Source organism: Caulobacter sp. FG121 (assembly GCF_057809815.1).
Genome location: NZ_JBMDKR010000003.1, coordinates 351,915 through 369,731, shown reverse-complemented (window position 1 = coordinate 369,731; position 17,817 = coordinate 351,915). Strand labels below are relative to the sequence as shown.

Below are 17,817 nucleotides of genomic sequence, written 5' to 3'. Positions count from 1 at the left end.
CTTTTCGCGTCATCGGGCGATATCGATTACCGACCGGTCCGGGTTCAGCCGCACGACCGCATCCGCCATGACACCACCGTCCAGCATGTGGCGGGTGATCCGCTCGAAGTGCTGAATGAACCGGGCCAGCGCCGCGCGCCGCTCCGGCGGCAGATCGGCGGGCGCGATCCCCATCAGGCCGGCCTCCTGCTCGCAACGCCAGTCCAGCACGCAGGCGAAGGACGGCGCGGCCAGAAGGACGATCGCATCGAAGCCTCTGAAGAAGGCCTGGTACCGCCCTGCCAGCGCCTCGTTGGCATAGCCGCGCCAGACGGCGTTGGGGTCCTCTTCGCGCTCAAGGGCGTTGACGGGTGCGGCCAGCATCGCCGGCGTCTGACGTGTCGCGCCGAGGCACCAGCCGTCGATCAGGACCACGCCGGGGCGGCCATGAAACACAGGCCAATTGGCGGCCGGCGCCCGGTCATCGGCCAGCTTGTCGAAGGCGGGCAGGCGCGTCTCGTCATCGGGACCGGCCGCCCGCAACGCCGCCACGGTCCGCTCGGCTAGGCCAAGATCATGGGTTCCCGGGGGGCCGCGCACGGCGAACAGCGGATGCACGGTTCTGGCCAGAACCGCCCGTTCGGCGCGCGTCAGATAGACGTCATCAAGCGAGAACGCCGCCCCGTTCAGTCGCGCCGCGGCTGCGCTCGCAAGGGTGGTCTTGCCTGAGCCCTGCGGCCCGGCGATGCCGATCAGCGGCGGCCGGTCAGGCGTCGCGCGCGCCGTCGCCAGGTCACAGACGAGATCAAGCAGGGCAGGCGAAATCATGCCGCCAGCGTGGGTCGCGCCGGGCGGTCCGTAAACCCGCATTAACCATAAACCGGCAGGGTGACGGCTCTTCTTCCCCGATTCCCGCGTGAGGCTTTTCCATGAATGGCGCCGAGGTTCTGGACGTCGGTCGCGACGCCATCTGGCTGACCCTGCAGCTGTCGGCCCCGGTCCTGATCGTCGGCCTGATCGTCGGCGTCGGCATCGGCCTGTTCCAGGCCCTGACCCAGATCCAGGAAGCGACCCTGGTCTATGCGCCCAAGATCGTGGCGATCTTCCTGTCGCTGCTGATCTTCCTGCCGCTCATGGGCGCCCTGATGGGCGGCTTCATGAACCACATCGCCGCCCGCATCGCGGCGATGTAGGCCGTGGAGGCCTACGCCACCGCCGCCCAGGTCTATGCCGCCGGTCTCGTGTTCTCGCGGATCGGGGCCATGGTCATGCTCGTGCCGGGCCTTGGCGACGCCAGCGTGCCGCCGCGCATCCGGCTGGCCTTCGCCCTGCTCATGGCGATCCTCCTGACACCGCTGGTGGCCCACAACGTGGTCCCCCCGCCGACGGTCGGGGAGGCCGCCGGCGCGCTGATCCGGGAGACCCTGATCGGCCTGATGATGGGCTCGGTCCTGCGGCTGTTCCTGTCGTCGCTGACGACCGCCGGTGAGGTCATCTCGATCCAGACCACGCTCGGCTTCGCCCAGACCGCCAACCCGGCCCAGGCCGCGCCCAGCACGACCATCTCCACCTTCCTGGCCCTGATCGGCACGGTGCTGGTCATGACCACGGACCTGCATCACCTGTTTTTCGCGGCCATGTTCAACTCCTACAAGCTGTTCCCGTTCGGCCATGCGCTGCTGGTCGGGGACGCGGCGACACTGGCGGTGCAGACGGTGGCCGGCTCTTTTGCCCTCGGCATCCAGCTGGCCGCGCCGGTGATCGTCTTCTCGATCGTCTTCAACATCGCCGCGGGCCTGGTCGGCCGGGCCATGCCCCAGTTCCAGATCTTCTTCGTCGCCACGCCGCTGTCGGTGATGCTCGGCCTGTCGGTCTTCGCGCTCAGCTTCGGCGTCATCGGCATGGTCTGGACCAGCCGGTTCCGCGATCTGCTCGAGGTCTTCAGCTAGATGGCCGAAGAGAACGACGCCGCATCGAAATCAGAAGAGCCGACACCGAGGAAACTCGAGGAAGCCCGCAAGAAGGGCGACGTCGTCCGCTCGCAGGACGTCTCCCAGCTGGCCTCGCTCATCGGGGCGTTCGGCATTCTGGCGGTCGGCGGCGGATGGCTGACGCGCGACCTGGCCACGCGACTGTTGCCATTCATCGCCCACCCGGCCGATTTCGACGTTTCAGGCGGCGGGCTGATGCTTGTCGCACAGGAGGCGGCCTGGGCTGCCGCGCCAATGCTGATCGCCGTCATGGGCGGCGCGGCGCTCGCCGGCGCCGCCGGCAACATCTTCCAGACCGGTCTGCTCTGGACCGGCGACAAGATGAAGCCAGACCTGAAGAAAATTTCTCCGCAGGAGGGGTTCAAGCGGATCTTCGGCATCGACGGCCTGGTCAACTTCCTCAAGTCTGGCCTGAAGATCCTCATCACCGGCGCGGTCGCCTGGTTCGCCCTGAAGGACAAGGGCGAGTCGCTGAGCCGTCTGGCGGCGATGGACCCGACGGCGGTGCTGCCGGTCAGCGCGGATCTGCTCAAGGCGCTGTTTTATGCAGTCATGGCTTTTTTGGCCGTGACCGCCGGCGTCGACTGGATCTGGCAGCGCCAGCGCTTCATGCAGCGCATGCGCATGAGCCGCGAGGAACTGAAGGACGAGTACAAGCAGAGCGACGGCGACCCGCACGTGAAGGCCAAGCAGAAGCAGATCCGCAACGAGCGCGCCCGTCGCCGCATGATGCAGAACGTGCCCAAGGCGACCGTCGTGATCATGAACCCGACCCACTACGCGGTGGCGTTGCGCTACGAGCAGGGCGTGACCCCGGCGCCGGAGTGCGTGGCCAAGGGCATGGACGAGCTGGCCCTGCGCATCCGCGCCGTCGCCGAGGAACATGGCGTGCCCGTGATCGAGGACGCGCCGCTGGCTCGTACGCTCTATGCGGCCGTCGAGGTCGACGAGCAGATTCCCGAAGCCCACTTCGAGGCCGTGGCCAAGGTCATCGGCTTCATCATGGGCGCCGGCCAGCGCCGGCAGGCCAAAAACGCCGGGCCACGCGCCCGGGCGCTTTAGCGAGTAAGCTTTATGAGTGATTCGACCGCCACTCCGGCTGGACTGATGGCAGAACCTGCGCCGACCAAGCTGCGCGAACGGCATTTCGACCCGCTGGCTGTCGCCGCGGGCGGCTTCTTCCTGCTCGCCGTCGGCTTCGCCGCCGTGCCTGTCCTGTCGAAGGCCAGCTCCGAAGCAATGGCCAGCGGCCTGCTGCTCGCCGGCCTCGCCGGGGTCGCGGTTCTGGGCCTGCTGGCCTTCCGCAGCAACAATCGTCCGATCATCATCGAGGACGAGGGCGCCGAGACCTTCATCGAGGCCCTGGGCGAGGCCGCGGCGGTCGCCGGCCCGGACGGCAGACTGCATGCGGCCAACGCGCCATGGCGCGCGGCTCTCGGCGCGCTCAAGCGTCTGCCCCGCAACGGCCACGCGGCGCCGGGTCTGTTCGCGGCGCTGGCCAGAGCCCGCAAGGGCGAGATCGCCCGCGCTTCCGTCAAGGTCGGTCGCGACGAGTGGCCGGTGTCAGTGGCTCCACTGGGCGCCGGTCGGTTCCTGCTTCGCCTGGATGCCTCCAGCGCCGACACCCTGCGCCTGACGGCCGAGGGACCAGCTTTGCCCGCGGTGGCGACGGCGCCCGCGGTGGTGACGCCGTCGGGCCCCGCGCGGCTTGACGCCCTTGCTGCCGCCTCGCCGTTCGGGGCGGCGATGCTCGACGGCGCCGAGGTCTTCGGCGCGGTCATCGTCGAGGCCAACCCGGCCCTGACCGCCATGACCGGCGGCAAGGCAGCCTCCGGCATGGCCTTCGGCGACCTGATCGACCCCGCCTCCCGCATCGACGCGGGCTTCGGCGCCGGCGAGGGCCGCGCCGGTCCGATCGAAGTGCGCCTGGCGCATGACCCGTCGCAGATCTCGCACCTGTACCTGGCCCGCACGGACGGACGACTGGTCGCCTATCTGGTCGACGTCACCGAGCAGAAGCAGATCGAGCTGCAGCTGGCCCAGAGCATGAAGATGCAGGCCATCGGCCAGATGGCCGCCGGCATCGCCCACGACTTCAACAATCTGCTGACGGCCATCCAGCTCCGGCTCGACGAGTTGCTCGAGCGCCATTCGCTGGGTGATCCAAGCTACGAGGGCCTGACCTCGATCAAGGGCGCCTCGGCGCGCGCCGCCGATCTGGTGCGCAAGCTGAAGACCTATTCCCGCCAGGAAACGGTCCAGCGTGAGGTGCTCGATCTCGGCGAAATGATCAGCGACTTCGAGGTGCTGCTGCGCCGGCTGCTGCGCGAGAACGTCAAGCTCGACACAGAGTACGGCCGCGACCTGCCGCTGGTGAAGGCCGACAAGGGCCAGCTCGAAATCGCGGTGATGAACCTGACCCTCAACGCCCAGGATGCGCTGATCAGCGCCAAGGGCGGCGGTCGGGTCTGGCTGAAGACCGCCAAGGTCACCTACGCCGAGGCCGCCGCGCTCGGCTACGGCGGCCCGCCGATGGGCGAGATGGCCATGATCGAGGTGGCCGATGACGGCCCGGGCATCCCGGAAGCCGTGATCGGCAAGATCTTCGACCCGTTCTTCACCACCAAGGCGGTGGGCGAGGGCACAGGTCTGGGCCTGGCCCAGGTGTTCGGCATCGTCAAACAGTCGGACGGCTGGATCGAGGTGCTGTCGCCGCCGGGGCAGGGCGCCACCTTCCGCATCTTCCTGCCGGTGCACGTGCCCAGCGCCACCGCGCCGCGCCCGATCACGGTCCCGGTCGCCACCATGGCCCGTCCCCGCGCGGCCCGCGACCTGTCCGGCAACGGCCGCATCCTGTTCGTCGAGGACGAGGAAGCCGTGCGCGGCATCGCCGCCACCCTGCTGCGCAAGCGGGGCTACGAGGTGCTGGAAGCCGCCGACGGCGAACAGGCCCTGACCCTGGCCGAGGAAAACGCCGGCGAGATCGACCTGCTGATCAGCGACGTGATGATGCCCGGCATGGACGGCCCGACCCTGCTCAAGAAGGCCCGCATCCACCTGGGCGATGCGCCGGTGATGTTCATCAGCGGCTACGCCGAAGCGGAGTTCTCCGACCTGCTCGAAGGCGAGACGGGCGTGACCTTCCTGCCCAAGCCGCTGGACATCAAGACCCTCGCCGAGCGGGTCAAGCAGCAGCTGCGCCCGGCGGCCTGACCCCGTCGGTTCAGCCCGTCCGCATTACGTCGAATTAACGCCGTCCGCGTTGCCGTAACGGCGCCATAGGCCTACCCCTCTGCGCAGATCATCAGCGCCTGGGAGGCCGCTCCGTGCAAAATCGTCGTCATTTCCTGTTCTCCGCCGCGGCCGCCACCGCCGTCGCCGCTTCGGTCTCGCCCGGGGGCGCCTTCGCGGCGATCGCCGCCTCGCCGGGCAGCGATCCAGCGACGGTGGCGAAGGCGACGGCCATCTATGACGCGCTTGTCGCCCGTCAGCTCCGCCGCTCGCCGGAAAGCGCCACGGGCCTTGGCCTCGACACGGGCGACATGGCCTGGACCAAGTCGCTGCTGTCAGACTTCTCCCTCGCCGCCCAGAAGGAGAACGCTCAGTACAACGCCGAGGAACTGGCGGCGCTGCGTACGGTCGACCGCAGCAAGCTCGCCGGTATGGACGCCGCAAGCTACGACACGGTCGAGTTCGTTCTGGCCAACAGCGACGAGTTCGCCACGAAGTTCGACTACAACGGCGCCTATGGCGGCGCGCCCTATGTCATCTCGCAGCTGACGGGCGCCTATCAGTCGCTGCCCGACTTCCTCGACAGCCAGCACACGATCGAGACGAAGGCCGACGCTGACGCCTACCTGTCGCGCGTCGAGGAATTCGGTCGCCTTCTCGACCAGGAAGTCGAGGCCGCGCAGCACGACGCCGCCCTCGGCGTCATTCCCGCCGACTTCACCCTCGACAAGGCCCTGATCCAGTTCAAGTCGATGCTCGGTGTCGCGCCGAACGCCTCGCCGCTGGTCCAGTCGGTGGCTCGCCGCACGAAGGAAAAGGGCATCGCCGGCGACTACGCGGGTCAGGCCGAGCGGCTCTACGCCGAAAAGGTCCGTCCGGCCCTGGCGCGCCAGGCGGCGCTGCTGGAAAGCTGGCGTCCCAAGGCCTCGCATGACGCCGGCGTGTGGCGTCTGCCGAAGGGCGAGGAGTACTACCTGACCTCGCTGGAGAACTACACGACGTCCAGGATCACCCCGGACGAGGTGCACCAGACCGGTCTCGATATGGTCGCTTCGCTCAGCGCCCAGGCTGACAAGCTGATGCGCAAGGTCGGCTACACCAGCGGCACCGTCGGCGAGCGCTTCCGCCAGATGTACGAGGACCCCAAGCAGCAGTACGCCAACACCGACGAGGCCAAGGTCCAACTGATCGCCGACCTGAACGCCAAGGTGAAGACCATCACGCCGCTGCTGCCGAAATACTTCGGCCAGCTGCCCAAGGCGCCGCTGGAAATCCGCCGGGTGCCCAAGGCGATCGAGGCCGGCGCGCCGGGCGGCTACTACAATTCACCGAGCCTGGATGGCTCGCGTCCGGGCATCTACTGGATCAATCTGCGCGACAGCGCCGAGCAGCCGAAGTTCACGCTCTCGACCCTGACCTACCACGAGGCGATTCCGGGCCACCACCTGCAGCTGTCGCTCAGTAACGAGGCCGGCGACCTGCCGCTGATCCGCAAGATGATCGGCTTCTCGGGCTACAGCGAGGGCTGGGCGCTCTATGCCGAGCAGCTGGCCGTCGAGATGGGCATGTATGAACACGACACGCTCGGCCAGATCGGCATGCTGCACGACGCCATCTTCCGCGGCGTCCGTCTGGTCGTCGACAGCGGCATGCACCACAAGCGCTGGAGCCGTGAGAAGGCGCTGAAATACTACATCGACAACATCGGCGATCCGGAGGCCGCGGCGATCACCGAGATCGAACGCTATGTCGTCTGGCCGGGCCAGGCCTGCAGCTACATGGTCGGCAAGATCGAGTTCCTGCGTCTGCGCGACAAGGCCCGGAAGGCGCTGGGCCGCAAGTTCGATATCCGCAAGTTCCACGACGCCTGCCTGCTGTCCGGCGGCGTGCCCCTGACGGTGCTGGAACGGGTCGTCGACGGTTACATCGCCGGCGCGAAATAGACCGGGTCAGCGCGCTCCGGCCCATGAGGCCGGGGCGCGTGGCCTACAGCTGCTTCCAGAAGTGGAAGGCGATGTAGCCATCGCGCACCTTGCCCATGTCGATGCCGAGTATGTCGGTGATCGACAGTGCGCTGGCCCACAGCACGTCCGACACGCCGGGAATGAAGAACACCGCGGCGATCAGCAGCAGGATGGCGAACCGTTCGACCGGCGCCAGCCGGGCCTGCAGGCCCGCCGGCAGGAAGGGGCGGACAACGCCGTAACCGTCCAGCCCGGGGACCGGCAGCAGGTTGAACACCAGCGCCATGGCCTGGAACAGCGCCAGCAATGCGATAGCCGGCAGGACTGGCCCCGCCAGCCCCAGACTGTCCGCCGCCACGAGGGCTCCGCCAAGCGCCATGAGCACCAGAAAGGTGCCGCCGGGCCCCGCCAGCGATGAGGCCGCCCGCCACAGCGGGCTGCGCATCAGGTCCGGCCGCAGATAGACCGCGCCGCCGGGCAGGGCGATGCCGCCGATCACCAGCACGATGACCGGGAAGACCAGGCTGGTCGACAGGTCGGCATAGCGCAGCGGGTCGAACGTCAGATAGCCGCGCGCCTCGACCGTATGATCGCCGGCCTTCCAGGCGACGAAGGCATGGCCGAACTCGTGCACCGCCAGGGCCACGACCCAACCGATCATCACGAACAGAAAGGTCAGCACGCCGGACAGCATCGGCGGCGCGACCGCCAGCGCCAGCCCGCTGAGCAACCAGCCGAGGATCAGCACCACACCGTTCCGACTCATGAACCACTCCAACCCCGGCGGGGGCACTATGCGCGAACCCGTCTAACGGGTGTAGCCTGCCGTCATGCTGATCCCGATCCTCGCCGCCGCCGCGCTCGCCATCGCTCCCGACTGCGATCTGGAACGCCCGTCCGGCGCGCCCGACTGTTCCCGCGAGGCGGTCGACGCCCTGTCGATGAGCCGGATGCAGGCGATCGGCACCCATAACAGCTACAAGCAGCCGATCTCGCCACCCGAGATGGCCCGCCTGACGCTGGCGGCGAAGGCGGTCGCACGCACCCTCGACTATGGCCACCCCCCGCTCGACGCCCAGCTGAACGCCGGCGCCCGCCAACTGGAACTGGACCTGCTGTCTGACCCCGAAGGCGGCCGCTACGCCGACCCGCTCGGTCGCCGCATGGCCCGGCTGACAGGCGCCAGTCTGCCTGACTGGGATCCGGAACCGATGAAGCGGTCGGGGCTCAAGGTGCTGCATGTACAGGACATCGACTACCGGTCCTCCTGCGCCCTGTTCACCGACTGCCTGAACACCATCGCGGCCTGGTCTGCGGCCCATCCGGATCACCTGCCCATCCTGATCCTCATCAACCTCAAGGAGGACGCGCTCTCGATCCCCGGCTCGGTCAAACCGCTGCTGTTCGACGCGGCGGCGATGGACGGCATGGACGCCGAGGTCCGCTCGGTGTTCACGAAGGACCAGCTGATCACCCCCGACCAGGTCCAGGCCGGCTATCGGACCCTGCGCGAGGCGGTGAAGGCGGGCGCCTGGCCGACGCTTGGGGCGGCGCGCGGCAAGGTGCTGTTCGCGCTCGACGCCCCGCCCGATCAGGTGGCGCGCTATCGCGCCGACCGCGCCGTGCTCGAGGGACGGGTGATGTTCGTCAACATCGACGAGGCCTCGCCGGCCGCCGGCTACATCACGCTCAATGATCCGGTCGGGGAGGGCGCGCGCATCCGCGCCGACGTCGCCGCCGGGCTGATCGTGCGCACCCGCGCCGACGCCGACACCGAGCAGGCGCGGACCGGCGACACCGCGCCTCGTGACGCGGCCCTGGCGTCGGGCGCCCAGTATGTCTCAACCGACTACATGACGCCGGATGCGCGCTGGACGGCGTATCGCGTTGGGCTGCCGGGCGGGATGACGGGAAGGGTCGGGCCCTAGCCCCACTGCTCCTTCATCCCGCTTCTCCGCGCCGCCACCGGCGAAGAGGTCTCCCGCACGATGGCAGGCTCGGGCCGGTCGGCCGGTCGGCCGTAAAGCCAGCCCTGGGCGAAGTCGACGCCGGCCAGGCGCACGGCGTCCTCGATTTCCGGCGTCTCGACCATCTCCGCGACGGTCTGCACCTTGAGCTCCTTGCACAGCTGCACGAGGTGCCGCACCAGCGCGCCGTCCCGGCCATCGCTCGCCAGCTCGCGCACATAGCGGCCATCGATCTTCACGATGTCGACCTTCAGCCGCTGCAGATAGGCGAACGAGGCCGCGCCGGCGCCGAAGTCGTCGAGGCAGACCTTGCAGCCCAGGCCGCGCAGGCTCTGGATATGCCGGTTGGCGACGTCGAGGTCGTCGATCGCGGCGCTTTCGGTGATCTCGAAGATCAGCCGGTTCTTGAGCCGGGCGTCGGCCTTGATCATCCGCTCCAGTCCGCCGACGAACATCTCGCTGCCGATCGACCGGCCGGAGATGTTGGCGGCCAGGGTGAGCTTGCCCGTGCGGTCCCCCTTGAGCTGGCGAACCACCTGTTCGACCACGGCCTGGTCGAGTTCGCCGATCAGGTCGAACTCCTCGGCCATGCGAACCATGCTGAAAGGACTGCCGCCGTCCTCGAAGCGGACCAGCGCCTCGTGGTGATGGGCCATGCCGGTCTGGATGTTGACCACCGGCTGATAGGCGAGGGTGAAGCGGCGCTGGCTGACGGCCGCGCCCAGCTCCCCGGCGCGCGTCAGGGTGCGACGGACCGAGCGGTCCATCGCCTGGCTGAGGGACACCGGCGGAACGTCCTTCAGCCCCTCGGCGATGAAGTCATCCAGCGCATAGCGCAGCGCGCGGGCCAGCCGGGCCGGCGACCCTGACTCGAGCGGTACGGCGTGGGCGGCCACGTCCAGGCCAGCGCCCCCGACGCTGCTGGTCATCAGGCGGCTGAGCCGTTTGATCAGGGTGGCGGGGTTCTCGCCCTGCTCGCGCAGGATGGCGAAGCGATCGTCGCCCAGCTTGGCGGCGGCCGAACCCTGGTGCGACTCGGCCCGCAGCGCGCCGGCGACCTGGCGCTCCAGCGCCGCCGCCGCTTCCGGGTCCAGCCCGTCACGCGCGTCGGTCAGGCCCGCCATTTCGATCATGGCCAGTTCCAGCTGCTGACCGGTGACCTTGGCCGCGTCCATCAGCGATTTGGTCATTGCCTCGAACCCGTCGCGGCCGAGCATGCCGTCCGTCGCGCCGGCGGCCTGCGGCGGCGGCGCCGACAGGATGGCGCAGGAAATCCGGCCCTCGTTCTCGGGCAGGCGGCGAGCGGTGAAGGACACCGCGCGTCCCGGCTGGCCCGCGACCCGCACGACCAGCGGCGGACGACGCGCGCCGTCTTCCAGGCCGCCGAACAGGGCCTCGAGCATCGGCCGGTCCGCCTCGACCACGAGATCGCGCCAGGATCGGCCGACCAGGGTCTTTTCGTCGGCGCCGAGCGTCGCCTGGGCCGCGCCCAGCGCCAGCAGGATCACCCCGCCGGACTCGATCTCGAGCAGCATGTCGGCGTTGGCGAAGGCGAGGCCGAGCAGGCGGCGGGCGGCGATGGTCAAGACAGACTCTCCGAGAGGATCGAAGCGATCCTGCCCTGAACGCCCTTAAGCCCCGGTTTCCGCTCCCGGCGCCTCGCCGGAAAAACCCGACCCAAAACGGGGTAACTCTGACCGAACGGACCGGACTCCTTCCGGTAGGCGGTCGCCGCGGTTCCGCCCGTCTCCGATCAGCCAGCGCGTCCCGCGACAGGCGTCTGCGGAGATCCAATTACAATTTTAACGCGTGACAATGAGAACATATTGCCAACAAGAACAAAGCATGATCATAGTTCGTCCGTGGGCCACGCGGCCCGACAGAATCGTGGAATAAGGACGGCTCCCATGAACCAGGCGGCTTTGAGACTCGTGACACGCGACGAAGGTGACAAGCAGCGCGCGCTCGAAGCGGCGCTGGCGCAGATCGACCGGGCTTTCGGCAAGGGCTCGGTGATGAAGCTCGGCTCCAAGAGCAAGATCGAGGTCGAGGCGGTTTCGACCGGCTCGCTGGGCCTCGACATCGCGCTCGGCATCGGCGGCCTGCCCAAGGGGCGGGTGGTCGAGATCTACGGCCCGGAAAGCTCGGGCAAGACCACCCTGGCCCTGCACGTCGTGGCCGAGGTCCAGAAGAACGGCGGCACGGCGGCCTTCGTCGACGCCGAACATGCGCTGGATCCGGCCTATGCCCGCAAGCTCGGCGTCAATCTGGATGATCTGCTGGTCTCCCAGCCGGACACCGGCGAACAGGCTCTGGAAATCACCGACACCTTGGTGCGGTCCAACGCCGTCGACGTGATCGTCATCGACTCGGTCGCGGCCCTGACGCCGCGCGCCGAAATCGAAGGCGAGATGGGCGACAGCCTGCCGGGCCTTCAGGCCCGACTGATGAGCCAGGCGCTGCGCAAGCTGACCGCCTCGATCTCCAAGGCCGGCACCCTGGTCATCTTCATCAACCAGATCCGCATGAAGATCGGCGTGATGTACGGCAGCCCGGAAACGACGACGGGCGGTAATGCGCTGAAGTTCTACGCCTCGGTCCGCCTCGACATCCGCCGCACCGGCTCGGTCAAGATCCGCGACGAGATCGTCGGCAACAATGTCCGGGTCAAGGTGGTCAAGAACAAGGTCGCCCCGCCGTTCCGCGAGGTCGAGTTCGACATCATGTACGGCGAAGGCATTTCGAAGCTGGGCGAGATCATCGACCTGGGCGTCAAGGCCGGGGTGATCGACAAGTCGGGCTCCTGGTTCTCGTTCGGCGACCAGCGCATCGGCCAGGGTCGCGACAATGTCCGCGAGTTCCTCAAGAAGAACGCCGACATCGCCGGCCAGATCGAGGCGGCCGTGCGCGGCAAGTCCGAGATAATCGAGGAAGAACTGCTGGTGGGTCCCAGCGAGGACGCCGACGAGGACTAGGTCCCGGCAAAGGCTTTCACGGCGCCTCTCCGCGCCGGGCGTTTGCCCACCCGCCGCCCGCGTGGCCCCGCGGGGCTCACCGTGAATGAGGGACGTCCGGCGCCACCGCCGGGCGTCCTTTTTCGCGTCGGCGGCTTCCGCATCCCTGAGGACGACGGCCCGTGCAACGCTGACGAATGAGAGTGTGCGTGGCGTTCGTGGCGCGTCGTGGCTCACAGTGAGCGGCTGCGCTGCGGCGGCGCCCTCCTGCACACGCCACAAGAGGCCGCCTGGGCCCCAGGCAGGCGCTCCCAATTCCCGTCCCGCGCGTGCTTTTCCTTTGTGACCCGCCCGCCCCTTGGTTAAGGAGCCGGTTCCATTCCATTTCCGGCGAGGGGCGTCGCCCCGGACCGACAGCGACCCGGCCGTACGATGAAGAGCCTCAACGACATTCGCAGCAGCTTCCTCGACTATTTCGGGAGCAATGGTCATGCCGTGACCCCGTCCGCGCCGCTGGTGCCGCAGAACGACCCGACCCTGCTGTTCGTCAACGCCGGCATGGTGCCGTTCAAGAACGTCTTCACCGGCGCGGAGACCCCGCCGTCGCCGCGCGCGGCCTCGTCGCAGAAATGCGTCCGCGCGGGCGGCAAGCACAACGATCTCGACAACGTCGGCTACACCGCGCGCCACCACACCTTCTTCGAGATGCTCGGCAACTTCTCGTTCGGCGACTACTTCAAGGAAGAGGCGATCACCCACGCCTGGACCCTGCTGACGCGCGACTTCGCCCTGCCGAAAGACAAGCTGCTGGTCACGGTCTACCACACCGACGACGAGGCGGCGGCGCTGTGGCGCAAGATCGCCGGCCTGTCGGACGACCGGATCATCCGCATCCCGACCAACGACAATTTCTGGTCGATGGGCGACACCGGGCCCTGCGGGCCCTGCTCGGAAATCTTCTACGACCACGGCGACCATGTCTGGGGCGGGCCCCCGGGCAGCGCCGAGGAAGACGGCGACCGGTTCATCGAGATCTGGAACCTCGTCTTCATGCAGTTCGAGCAGCATGCCGATGGCACGCGCACCAGTCTGCCCAAGCCCTCGATCGACACCGGCATGGGCCTCGAGCGCGTCGCCGCGGTCCTGCAGGGTGTGCACAACAACTACGACGTCGACCTGTTCCGCACCCTGATCGCCGCCTCGGAAGAGGCCACCGGCGTCAAGGCCATGGGCGACCAGGCGCCGTCGCACCGGGTCATCGCTGACCACCTGCGCACCTCGTCCTTCCTCATCGCCGACGGCATCACCCCGTCGAATGAAGGGCGCGGCTATGTGCTGCGCCGTATCATGCGCCGGGCCATGCGCCACGCCCACCTGCTGGGCGCGACCGAGCCGCTGATGCACCGCCTGGCCCCGACCCTCGTCGAGGCGATGGGCGTCGCCTATCCCGAGCTGCGCCGCGCCCAGCCGGCCATCGTCGAGACCCTGCGCCAGGAGGAGGAGCGGTTCCGCCGCACGCTCGGCCGCGGCATGATCCTGCTCGACGAGGCCACCGCCGGCCTGACCGCCGGCGGCCAACTGCCGGGCGACGTGGCCTTCAAGCTGCATGACACCTACGGCTTCCCGCTCGACCTGACCCAGGACGCGGTGCGGGCGCTCGACCTCACGGTCGACACCGCCGAGTTCGACCGTCTGATGGCCGAGCAGCGCGGCAAGTCAGAGGGGCTCAAGGGCACAGGCCAGCAGGTCGCCCAGGCCCAGTGGTTCACCCTGCGCGATCGCCTCGGACAGACGGTCTTCACCGGCTACGACGACGTTGACGGCACGGGCGAGACCCTGGCCATCGTCCGGGACGGCGCCGACACCGATAGCGCCGCCGCCGGCGACACGGTCCAGGTGCTGTTCGACCGCACGCCCTTCTATGCCGAGAGCGGCGGCCAGGCCGGCGACATCGGCCTGATCGACTGGGCCGGCGGCTCGGCGAAGGTCACCGACGTCCAGAAGCAGGCCGGCGACCTGTTCGTCCATGACGTCGAGATCACAGCCGGCGTGCTGAAGGCAGGCCAGGCCGTGTCGCTGCACGTCGACCCGGCCAACCGCACCACGACTCGCGCCAATCACTCGGCCGCCCATCTGATGCACGCGGCCCTGCGCAATGTGCTCGGCGAGCACGTCACCCAGAAGGGTCAGATGGTCGATGGCGAGCGCCTGCGCTTCGACTTCAGCCACGGCGGCCCGCTGACCGCCGACGAGCTGGCGCGCATCGAGGACGAGGTGAACGCCGTCGTCCTGCAGAACCGCGCCGCCGAGACGAAGATGATGGCCCCGCAACAGGCCATCGAGGCCGGCGCCATGGCGCTGTTCGGCGAGAAGTACGGCGACGAGGTCCGGGTCCTGACGCTGGGCGATAGCCTTGCCGGGCAGGGCGCCTATTCGGTCGAACTCTGCGGCGGCACCCACGTGGCCCGCACTGGCGACATCGGCCTGTTCAAGATCATCGCCGAGCAGGGCATCGCCGCCGGCGTGCGCCGCATCGAGGGCCTGACGGGCCTCGCCGCCCGCCGCTGGCTGCAGGACCAGGCCAACGTCGCTCGCGACCTGGCCGACCGCTTCAAGGTCCCGGTGCTCGAGGTCGGCGCCCGCGTCGACGCCCTCGACGCCCAGCGTCGCAAGGCCGAGAAAGAGCTGGCTGAAGCAAAGAGGGCCCTGGCCATGGGCGGCGGCGGCTCCGGTCCCGTGGCAGCCGAGGATATCGGCGGCGTCAGCTTCATCGGCAAGGTGCTCGATGGCGTCGGCGGCAAGGAGCTGCGCGGCCTGGCCGAAGAGTTCCGGAAACAGGCGGGCGTGGTGGCCATCGTTGGCACGGCCGACGGCAAGGCGGCGGTTGCCGTGGCCGTCGCGCCGGACCTGACGGGCCGCTTCAACGCCGCGGACCTCGCGAAAGCCGCCGTCATCGCCATGGGCGGCCAGGGCGCCGGCGGCAAACCCGACTTCGCCCAGGGCGGCGCCCCGGACGACAGCAAGGCTGCCGAAGGCGTCGCGGCGGTGCGGGCGGCGCTAGGGTAGCCTGACAGATAGAAAATATAGCAAGATAGGAAGCTTTCCAAATTTGCGTTGGAGAGCCCCATGCGCACGATCACCGTTTCTCTTGACGTCTTCGCCGAGATCTGGCGCAGGCGTCTTCCGGGCGAGGCCACGGAAAACGATGTACTAACTCGCGAACTTGGCGTGTCCGAAGCAGCTGCCGCCCTAACGGTCCCTGTGTCTACTCAAGAGGTCCAGGAGGGTTCGATTTTTGGGGAGAGTGACTTGCCGGCCGGGTTCCCCATCTACCGTCAGTTCAAAGGCCGAAAGTTTGAGGCCTCCAAGCGTGCGAATGGCTGGCTTGCATGGGATGGAAACGTCTATCCAACCCTCAATCGTTTGGGACGGGCAGCCGGGGCAAAGACGGAAAACGCTTGGAATAATTGGCGCTACAGGGACCGCGCCGGTCGAGAACGAGTGTTGACTGAGCTAAGACATCCGGACGTCGTTCGTGCTCGAGGGGATGCGGTCACACTAGCTGATCTTGAACTCGATTAGCGGGGCGATAGCAGGTAGGTTCAGTAAGAGCGGTGGCCGTCATCGATAGCAGGGTGCGATTCTTTCGACTTGCCGCGGACCGTCGGTGCAGGATCGCTCTAGCCCACACTCCGCCCTTCATCTCATGGCGAGACGATCGCCGACCGGTCCAGGTTGCTCAAGGGCGCTTCGCGTCGCGGAGCGATGGCCCGAAGGGCCACCCTTGACCAACCTGGACCGGTCGGCACGCTGGCCTGCATGAGATCAAGGCGGCCTTTCCTCTCCCGGAGGGAGAGGTGGCCCGGCGGAGCCGGGTCGGAGAGGGAGGCGCTTGTGCAGTCACGGCGTCGATCCTCTCCGCGAAGCGGGGAGGGGGACCGCCCGAAGGGCGGTGGAGGGGCGCCGCCAGTGCGAGCGACCCATCCTGAATTCCGGCCTATCCGGCAGCTCCGGCGCTGCCCCTCCACCATGCTCCGCATGGTCCCCCTCCCCACTGCGTGGTGAGGATAGAAGACTCTCGAGACCGATCCTCCCGCGACATTCCGCGACTCCCGCCCCCGCCGTCAGTCGCCCTACAGGCGAGCGCGACTTGCCAAACGGGCGCCATTGCGTGCTCTGATAGCCGGCACAGTTAACAGGCAGACCCCATGCGGTTCGACCTCTTCAAGATTGCCGTCACGGCGGCCCTGATCTTCGGCCTGGCGTTCGCCAGCGCACCCTACTTCGCGTTCCGTGCACTTCGGGCGGCGACGGCGGCGGAGGATGTGCAGGCGACGGCCGAGCTCGTCGACTTTCCGGCCGTGCGCAAGAGCCTGACCGGCCAACTGGCGCCGGACACGGCGACCGCCGGTGTCGAGCCGCCGTCGATCTGGCAGGATCCGCTCGGCGCGCTCAAGCGGGCCATCGAGCCGCTGGCGCCGCCCGAGCCAAAGGTCGACCGCTACCTGACCCTCCCCGGCCTGTCGGCCCTGTCTCGCGGCTACAACCCCGGCAAGGCCCCGCCGCCGGCCAGCCTGGTCGAGCCGCTGGGCGTGAAGGTCAAGGCCGCGTTGAAGGGGCCCTGGCCGACGATGCCCTACTGGGATCCGAACCGCGCCCGCATCGCCGTGAAGCGGCCGGGCGACGAGGCGAGGGTCACGGTGTTCACCTTCGAGCGCCGCGCCCTGTTTACCTGGAAGCTGGTCCACGTTCAGCTGCCCGAGGGCGAGCGCTAGCCGCACTTCTATTGCCACCATGATGTCAGCAGACGTTGACTAGAGAGACTCTCGTTCTTGTTTTGTTCGAACCCGCGCGATAGCGTTGGTCAACGAAACGGGAGAGGCCCTCATGATCGGATACGTCACCATCGGCGCGCTGGACGTCGGAGAATCGCTGCCCTTCTGGGACGCCGTTTTCGCCCCGCTGGGCTATGAGCGCGGCTTCTTCAGCAACGGCTGGGCCGGCTACGGCCCCAAGGGCGAGGCCCAGAACACCTACATCTGCCCGCCGTTCGATGGCCAGCCGGCGCGCGGCGGCAACGGCATCATGCCGGCCTGGCTCGCGCCGTCGGTGGAGGCGGTGAAGGCCGCCCATGCCGCCGGTCTCGCCCATGGCGGAACCGACGAAGGCGGACCCGGCCCCCGCCCTGAAGACTCCAAGGATTTCTACGGCGCCTACCTGCGCGATCCGACGGGCAACAAGTTCTGTCTCTTCGCGCGTGGACCGTTCTGATGGGCGGGATTTTGAGGCCGGTGGTCAGCTACCTGACGCTCGGCGCCGATGATATCGCGCGCGCGGTCGCCTTCTATGATCCGGTCCTGGCCGCGCTCGGCCTGCGCAGGGCCTGGCTCAATGGCGACTGGGCCGGCTACGGGCCGGAGGGCGACGATCACGGCACGCTGCTGATCTGTGCGCCGTTTGACGGCGAGGCCGCGCGGGCCGGCAACGGCGTCATGATCGGTCTGCATGCCGAAAATGCGGCCCAGGTCGACGCCTTTCATGCGGCGGCTCTGGCCAACGGCGGCGCCTGCGAAGGCCCGCCTGGACCCAGACCGGACTACGGCGAGGGCTACTATCTGGCCTACGTCCGCGACCCGACCGGCAACAAGCTGTCGGCGTTCTACCGGCCCGAACCGGCATGACGCCCGGCGACGAAAAAGGCCGCCCCTCCTGTCCAGACGGACGGGAAGGG

15 protein-coding genes are annotated in these 17,817 nt (G+C 68.3%); 12 read left to right on the top strand and 3 right to left on the bottom strand.

Annotated features, from left to right (window positions below; genetic code table 11):
• Nucleotides 1–9: 9 nt before the first annotated feature.
• Entirely contained in the window at nt 10–807 is a 798-nt protein-coding gene (locus tag ACODSL_RS10730) for a kinase (protein ID WP_488900663.1), read from the bottom strand.
• A 101-nt stretch (nt 808–908) separates the two neighbouring features.
• Here ACODSL_RS10730 and fliQ point away from each other — a divergent pair, with 101 nt between their 5' ends.
• The 5 genes from fliQ (at nt 909) to ACODSL_RS10705 (ending at nt 7,144) form a co-directional block, all read left to right on the top strand.
• Nucleotides 909–1,172, top strand: coding sequence for a flagellar biosynthesis protein FliQ (gene fliQ / locus ACODSL_RS10725; protein ID WP_488900662.1), 264 nt, complete (start codon nt 909–911; stop codon nt 1,170–1,172).
• A 3-nt stretch (nt 1,173–1,175) separates the two neighbouring features.
• Nucleotides 1,176–1,928, top strand: a complete 753-nt coding sequence (gene fliR / locus ACODSL_RS10720; protein WP_488900661.1) for a flagellar biosynthetic protein FliR — start codon at nt 1,176–1,178, stop codon at nt 1,926–1,928.
• Nucleotides 1,929–3,032, top strand: a complete 1,104-nt coding sequence (gene flhB / locus ACODSL_RS10715) for a flagellar biosynthesis protein FlhB (RefSeq protein ID WP_488900660.1) — start codon at nt 1,929–1,931, stop codon at nt 3,030–3,032.
• Between the two features lie 45 nt (nt 3,033–3,077).
• The gene (gene cckA, locus ACODSL_RS10710; protein ID WP_488900828.1) at nt 3,078–5,183 is read left to right on the top strand and encodes a cell cycle histidine kinase CckA; all 2,106 of its coding nucleotides are present in this window, start codon (nt 3,078–3,080) and stop codon (nt 5,181–5,183) included.
• Nucleotides 5,184–5,296: 113 nt separating this feature from the next.
• The gene (locus tag ACODSL_RS10705; RefSeq protein WP_488900659.1) at nt 5,297–7,144 is read left to right on the top strand and encodes a DUF885 domain-containing protein; all 1,848 of its coding nucleotides are present in this window, start codon (nt 5,297–5,299) and stop codon (nt 7,142–7,144) included.
• 43 nt (nt 7,145–7,187) lie between these two features.
• Here the strand turns inward: ACODSL_RS10705 and ACODSL_RS10700 are convergent, their stop codons facing one another.
• Nucleotides 7,188–7,931 (bottom strand): site-2 protease family protein, encoded by a 744-nt coding sequence (locus ACODSL_RS10700; protein ID WP_488900658.1) that lies wholly within the window; start codon nt 7,929–7,931, stop codon nt 7,188–7,190.
• A 64-nt stretch (nt 7,932–7,995) separates the two neighbouring features.
• Between ACODSL_RS10700 and ACODSL_RS10695 the strand changes: the two genes are divergently transcribed.
• Complete coding sequence (locus tag ACODSL_RS10695) at nt 7,996–9,093, top strand: phosphatidylinositol-specific phospholipase C1-like protein (protein WP_488900657.1); 1,098 nt, start codon at nt 7,996–7,998, stop codon at nt 9,091–9,093.
• On the opposite strand, the gene ACODSL_RS10690 is transcribed toward ACODSL_RS10695, so the two are convergent.
• Complete coding sequence (locus ACODSL_RS10690; protein WP_488900656.1) at nt 9,090–10,718, bottom strand: EAL domain-containing protein; 1,629 nt, start codon at nt 10,716–10,718, stop codon at nt 9,090–9,092. The two genes, ACODSL_RS10695 and ACODSL_RS10690, sit on opposite strands and share 4 nt — an antisense overlap.
• 321 nt (nt 10,719–11,039) lie before the next feature.
• On the opposite strand from ACODSL_RS10690, the gene recA reads away from it, so the two are divergent.
• From recA to ACODSL_RS10660, 6 genes are all read left to right on the top strand, one after another.
• Nucleotides 11,040–12,107, top strand: coding sequence for a recombinase RecA (recA, locus tag ACODSL_RS10685; RefSeq protein ID WP_488900655.1), 1,068 nt, complete (start codon nt 11,040–11,042; stop codon nt 12,105–12,107).
• A 411-nt stretch (nt 12,108–12,518) separates the two neighbouring features.
• On the top strand, nt 12,519–15,152 hold the full coding sequence (alaS, locus tag ACODSL_RS10680) for an alanine--tRNA ligase (protein WP_488900654.1): 2,634 nt from the start codon (nt 12,519–12,521) through the stop codon (nt 15,150–15,152).
• Nucleotides 15,153–15,212: 60 nt separating this feature from the next.
• A complete protein-coding gene (locus ACODSL_RS10675; protein WP_488900653.1) occupies nt 15,213–15,668 on the top strand; it encodes a hypothetical protein in 456 nt (151 codons plus the stop codon).
• Nucleotides 15,669–16,294: 626 nt separating this feature from the next.
• The gene (locus tag ACODSL_RS10670; RefSeq protein ID WP_488900652.1) at nt 16,295–16,861 is read left to right on the top strand and encodes a DUF2939 domain-containing protein; all 567 of its coding nucleotides are present in this window, start codon (nt 16,295–16,297) and stop codon (nt 16,859–16,861) included.
• A gap of 112 nt (nt 16,862–16,973) precedes the next feature.
• Nucleotides 16,974–17,357, top strand: a complete 384-nt coding sequence (locus ACODSL_RS10665; protein ID WP_488900651.1) for a VOC family protein — start codon at nt 16,974–16,976, stop codon at nt 17,355–17,357.
• On the top strand, nt 17,357–17,767 hold the full coding sequence (locus ACODSL_RS10660) for a VOC family protein (RefSeq protein WP_488900650.1): 411 nt from the start codon (nt 17,357–17,359) through the stop codon (nt 17,765–17,767). Before ACODSL_RS10665 ends, ACODSL_RS10660 begins: the two co-directional genes overlap by 1 nt.
• The last annotated feature ends 50 nt before the right edge of the window (nt 17,768–17,817 follow it).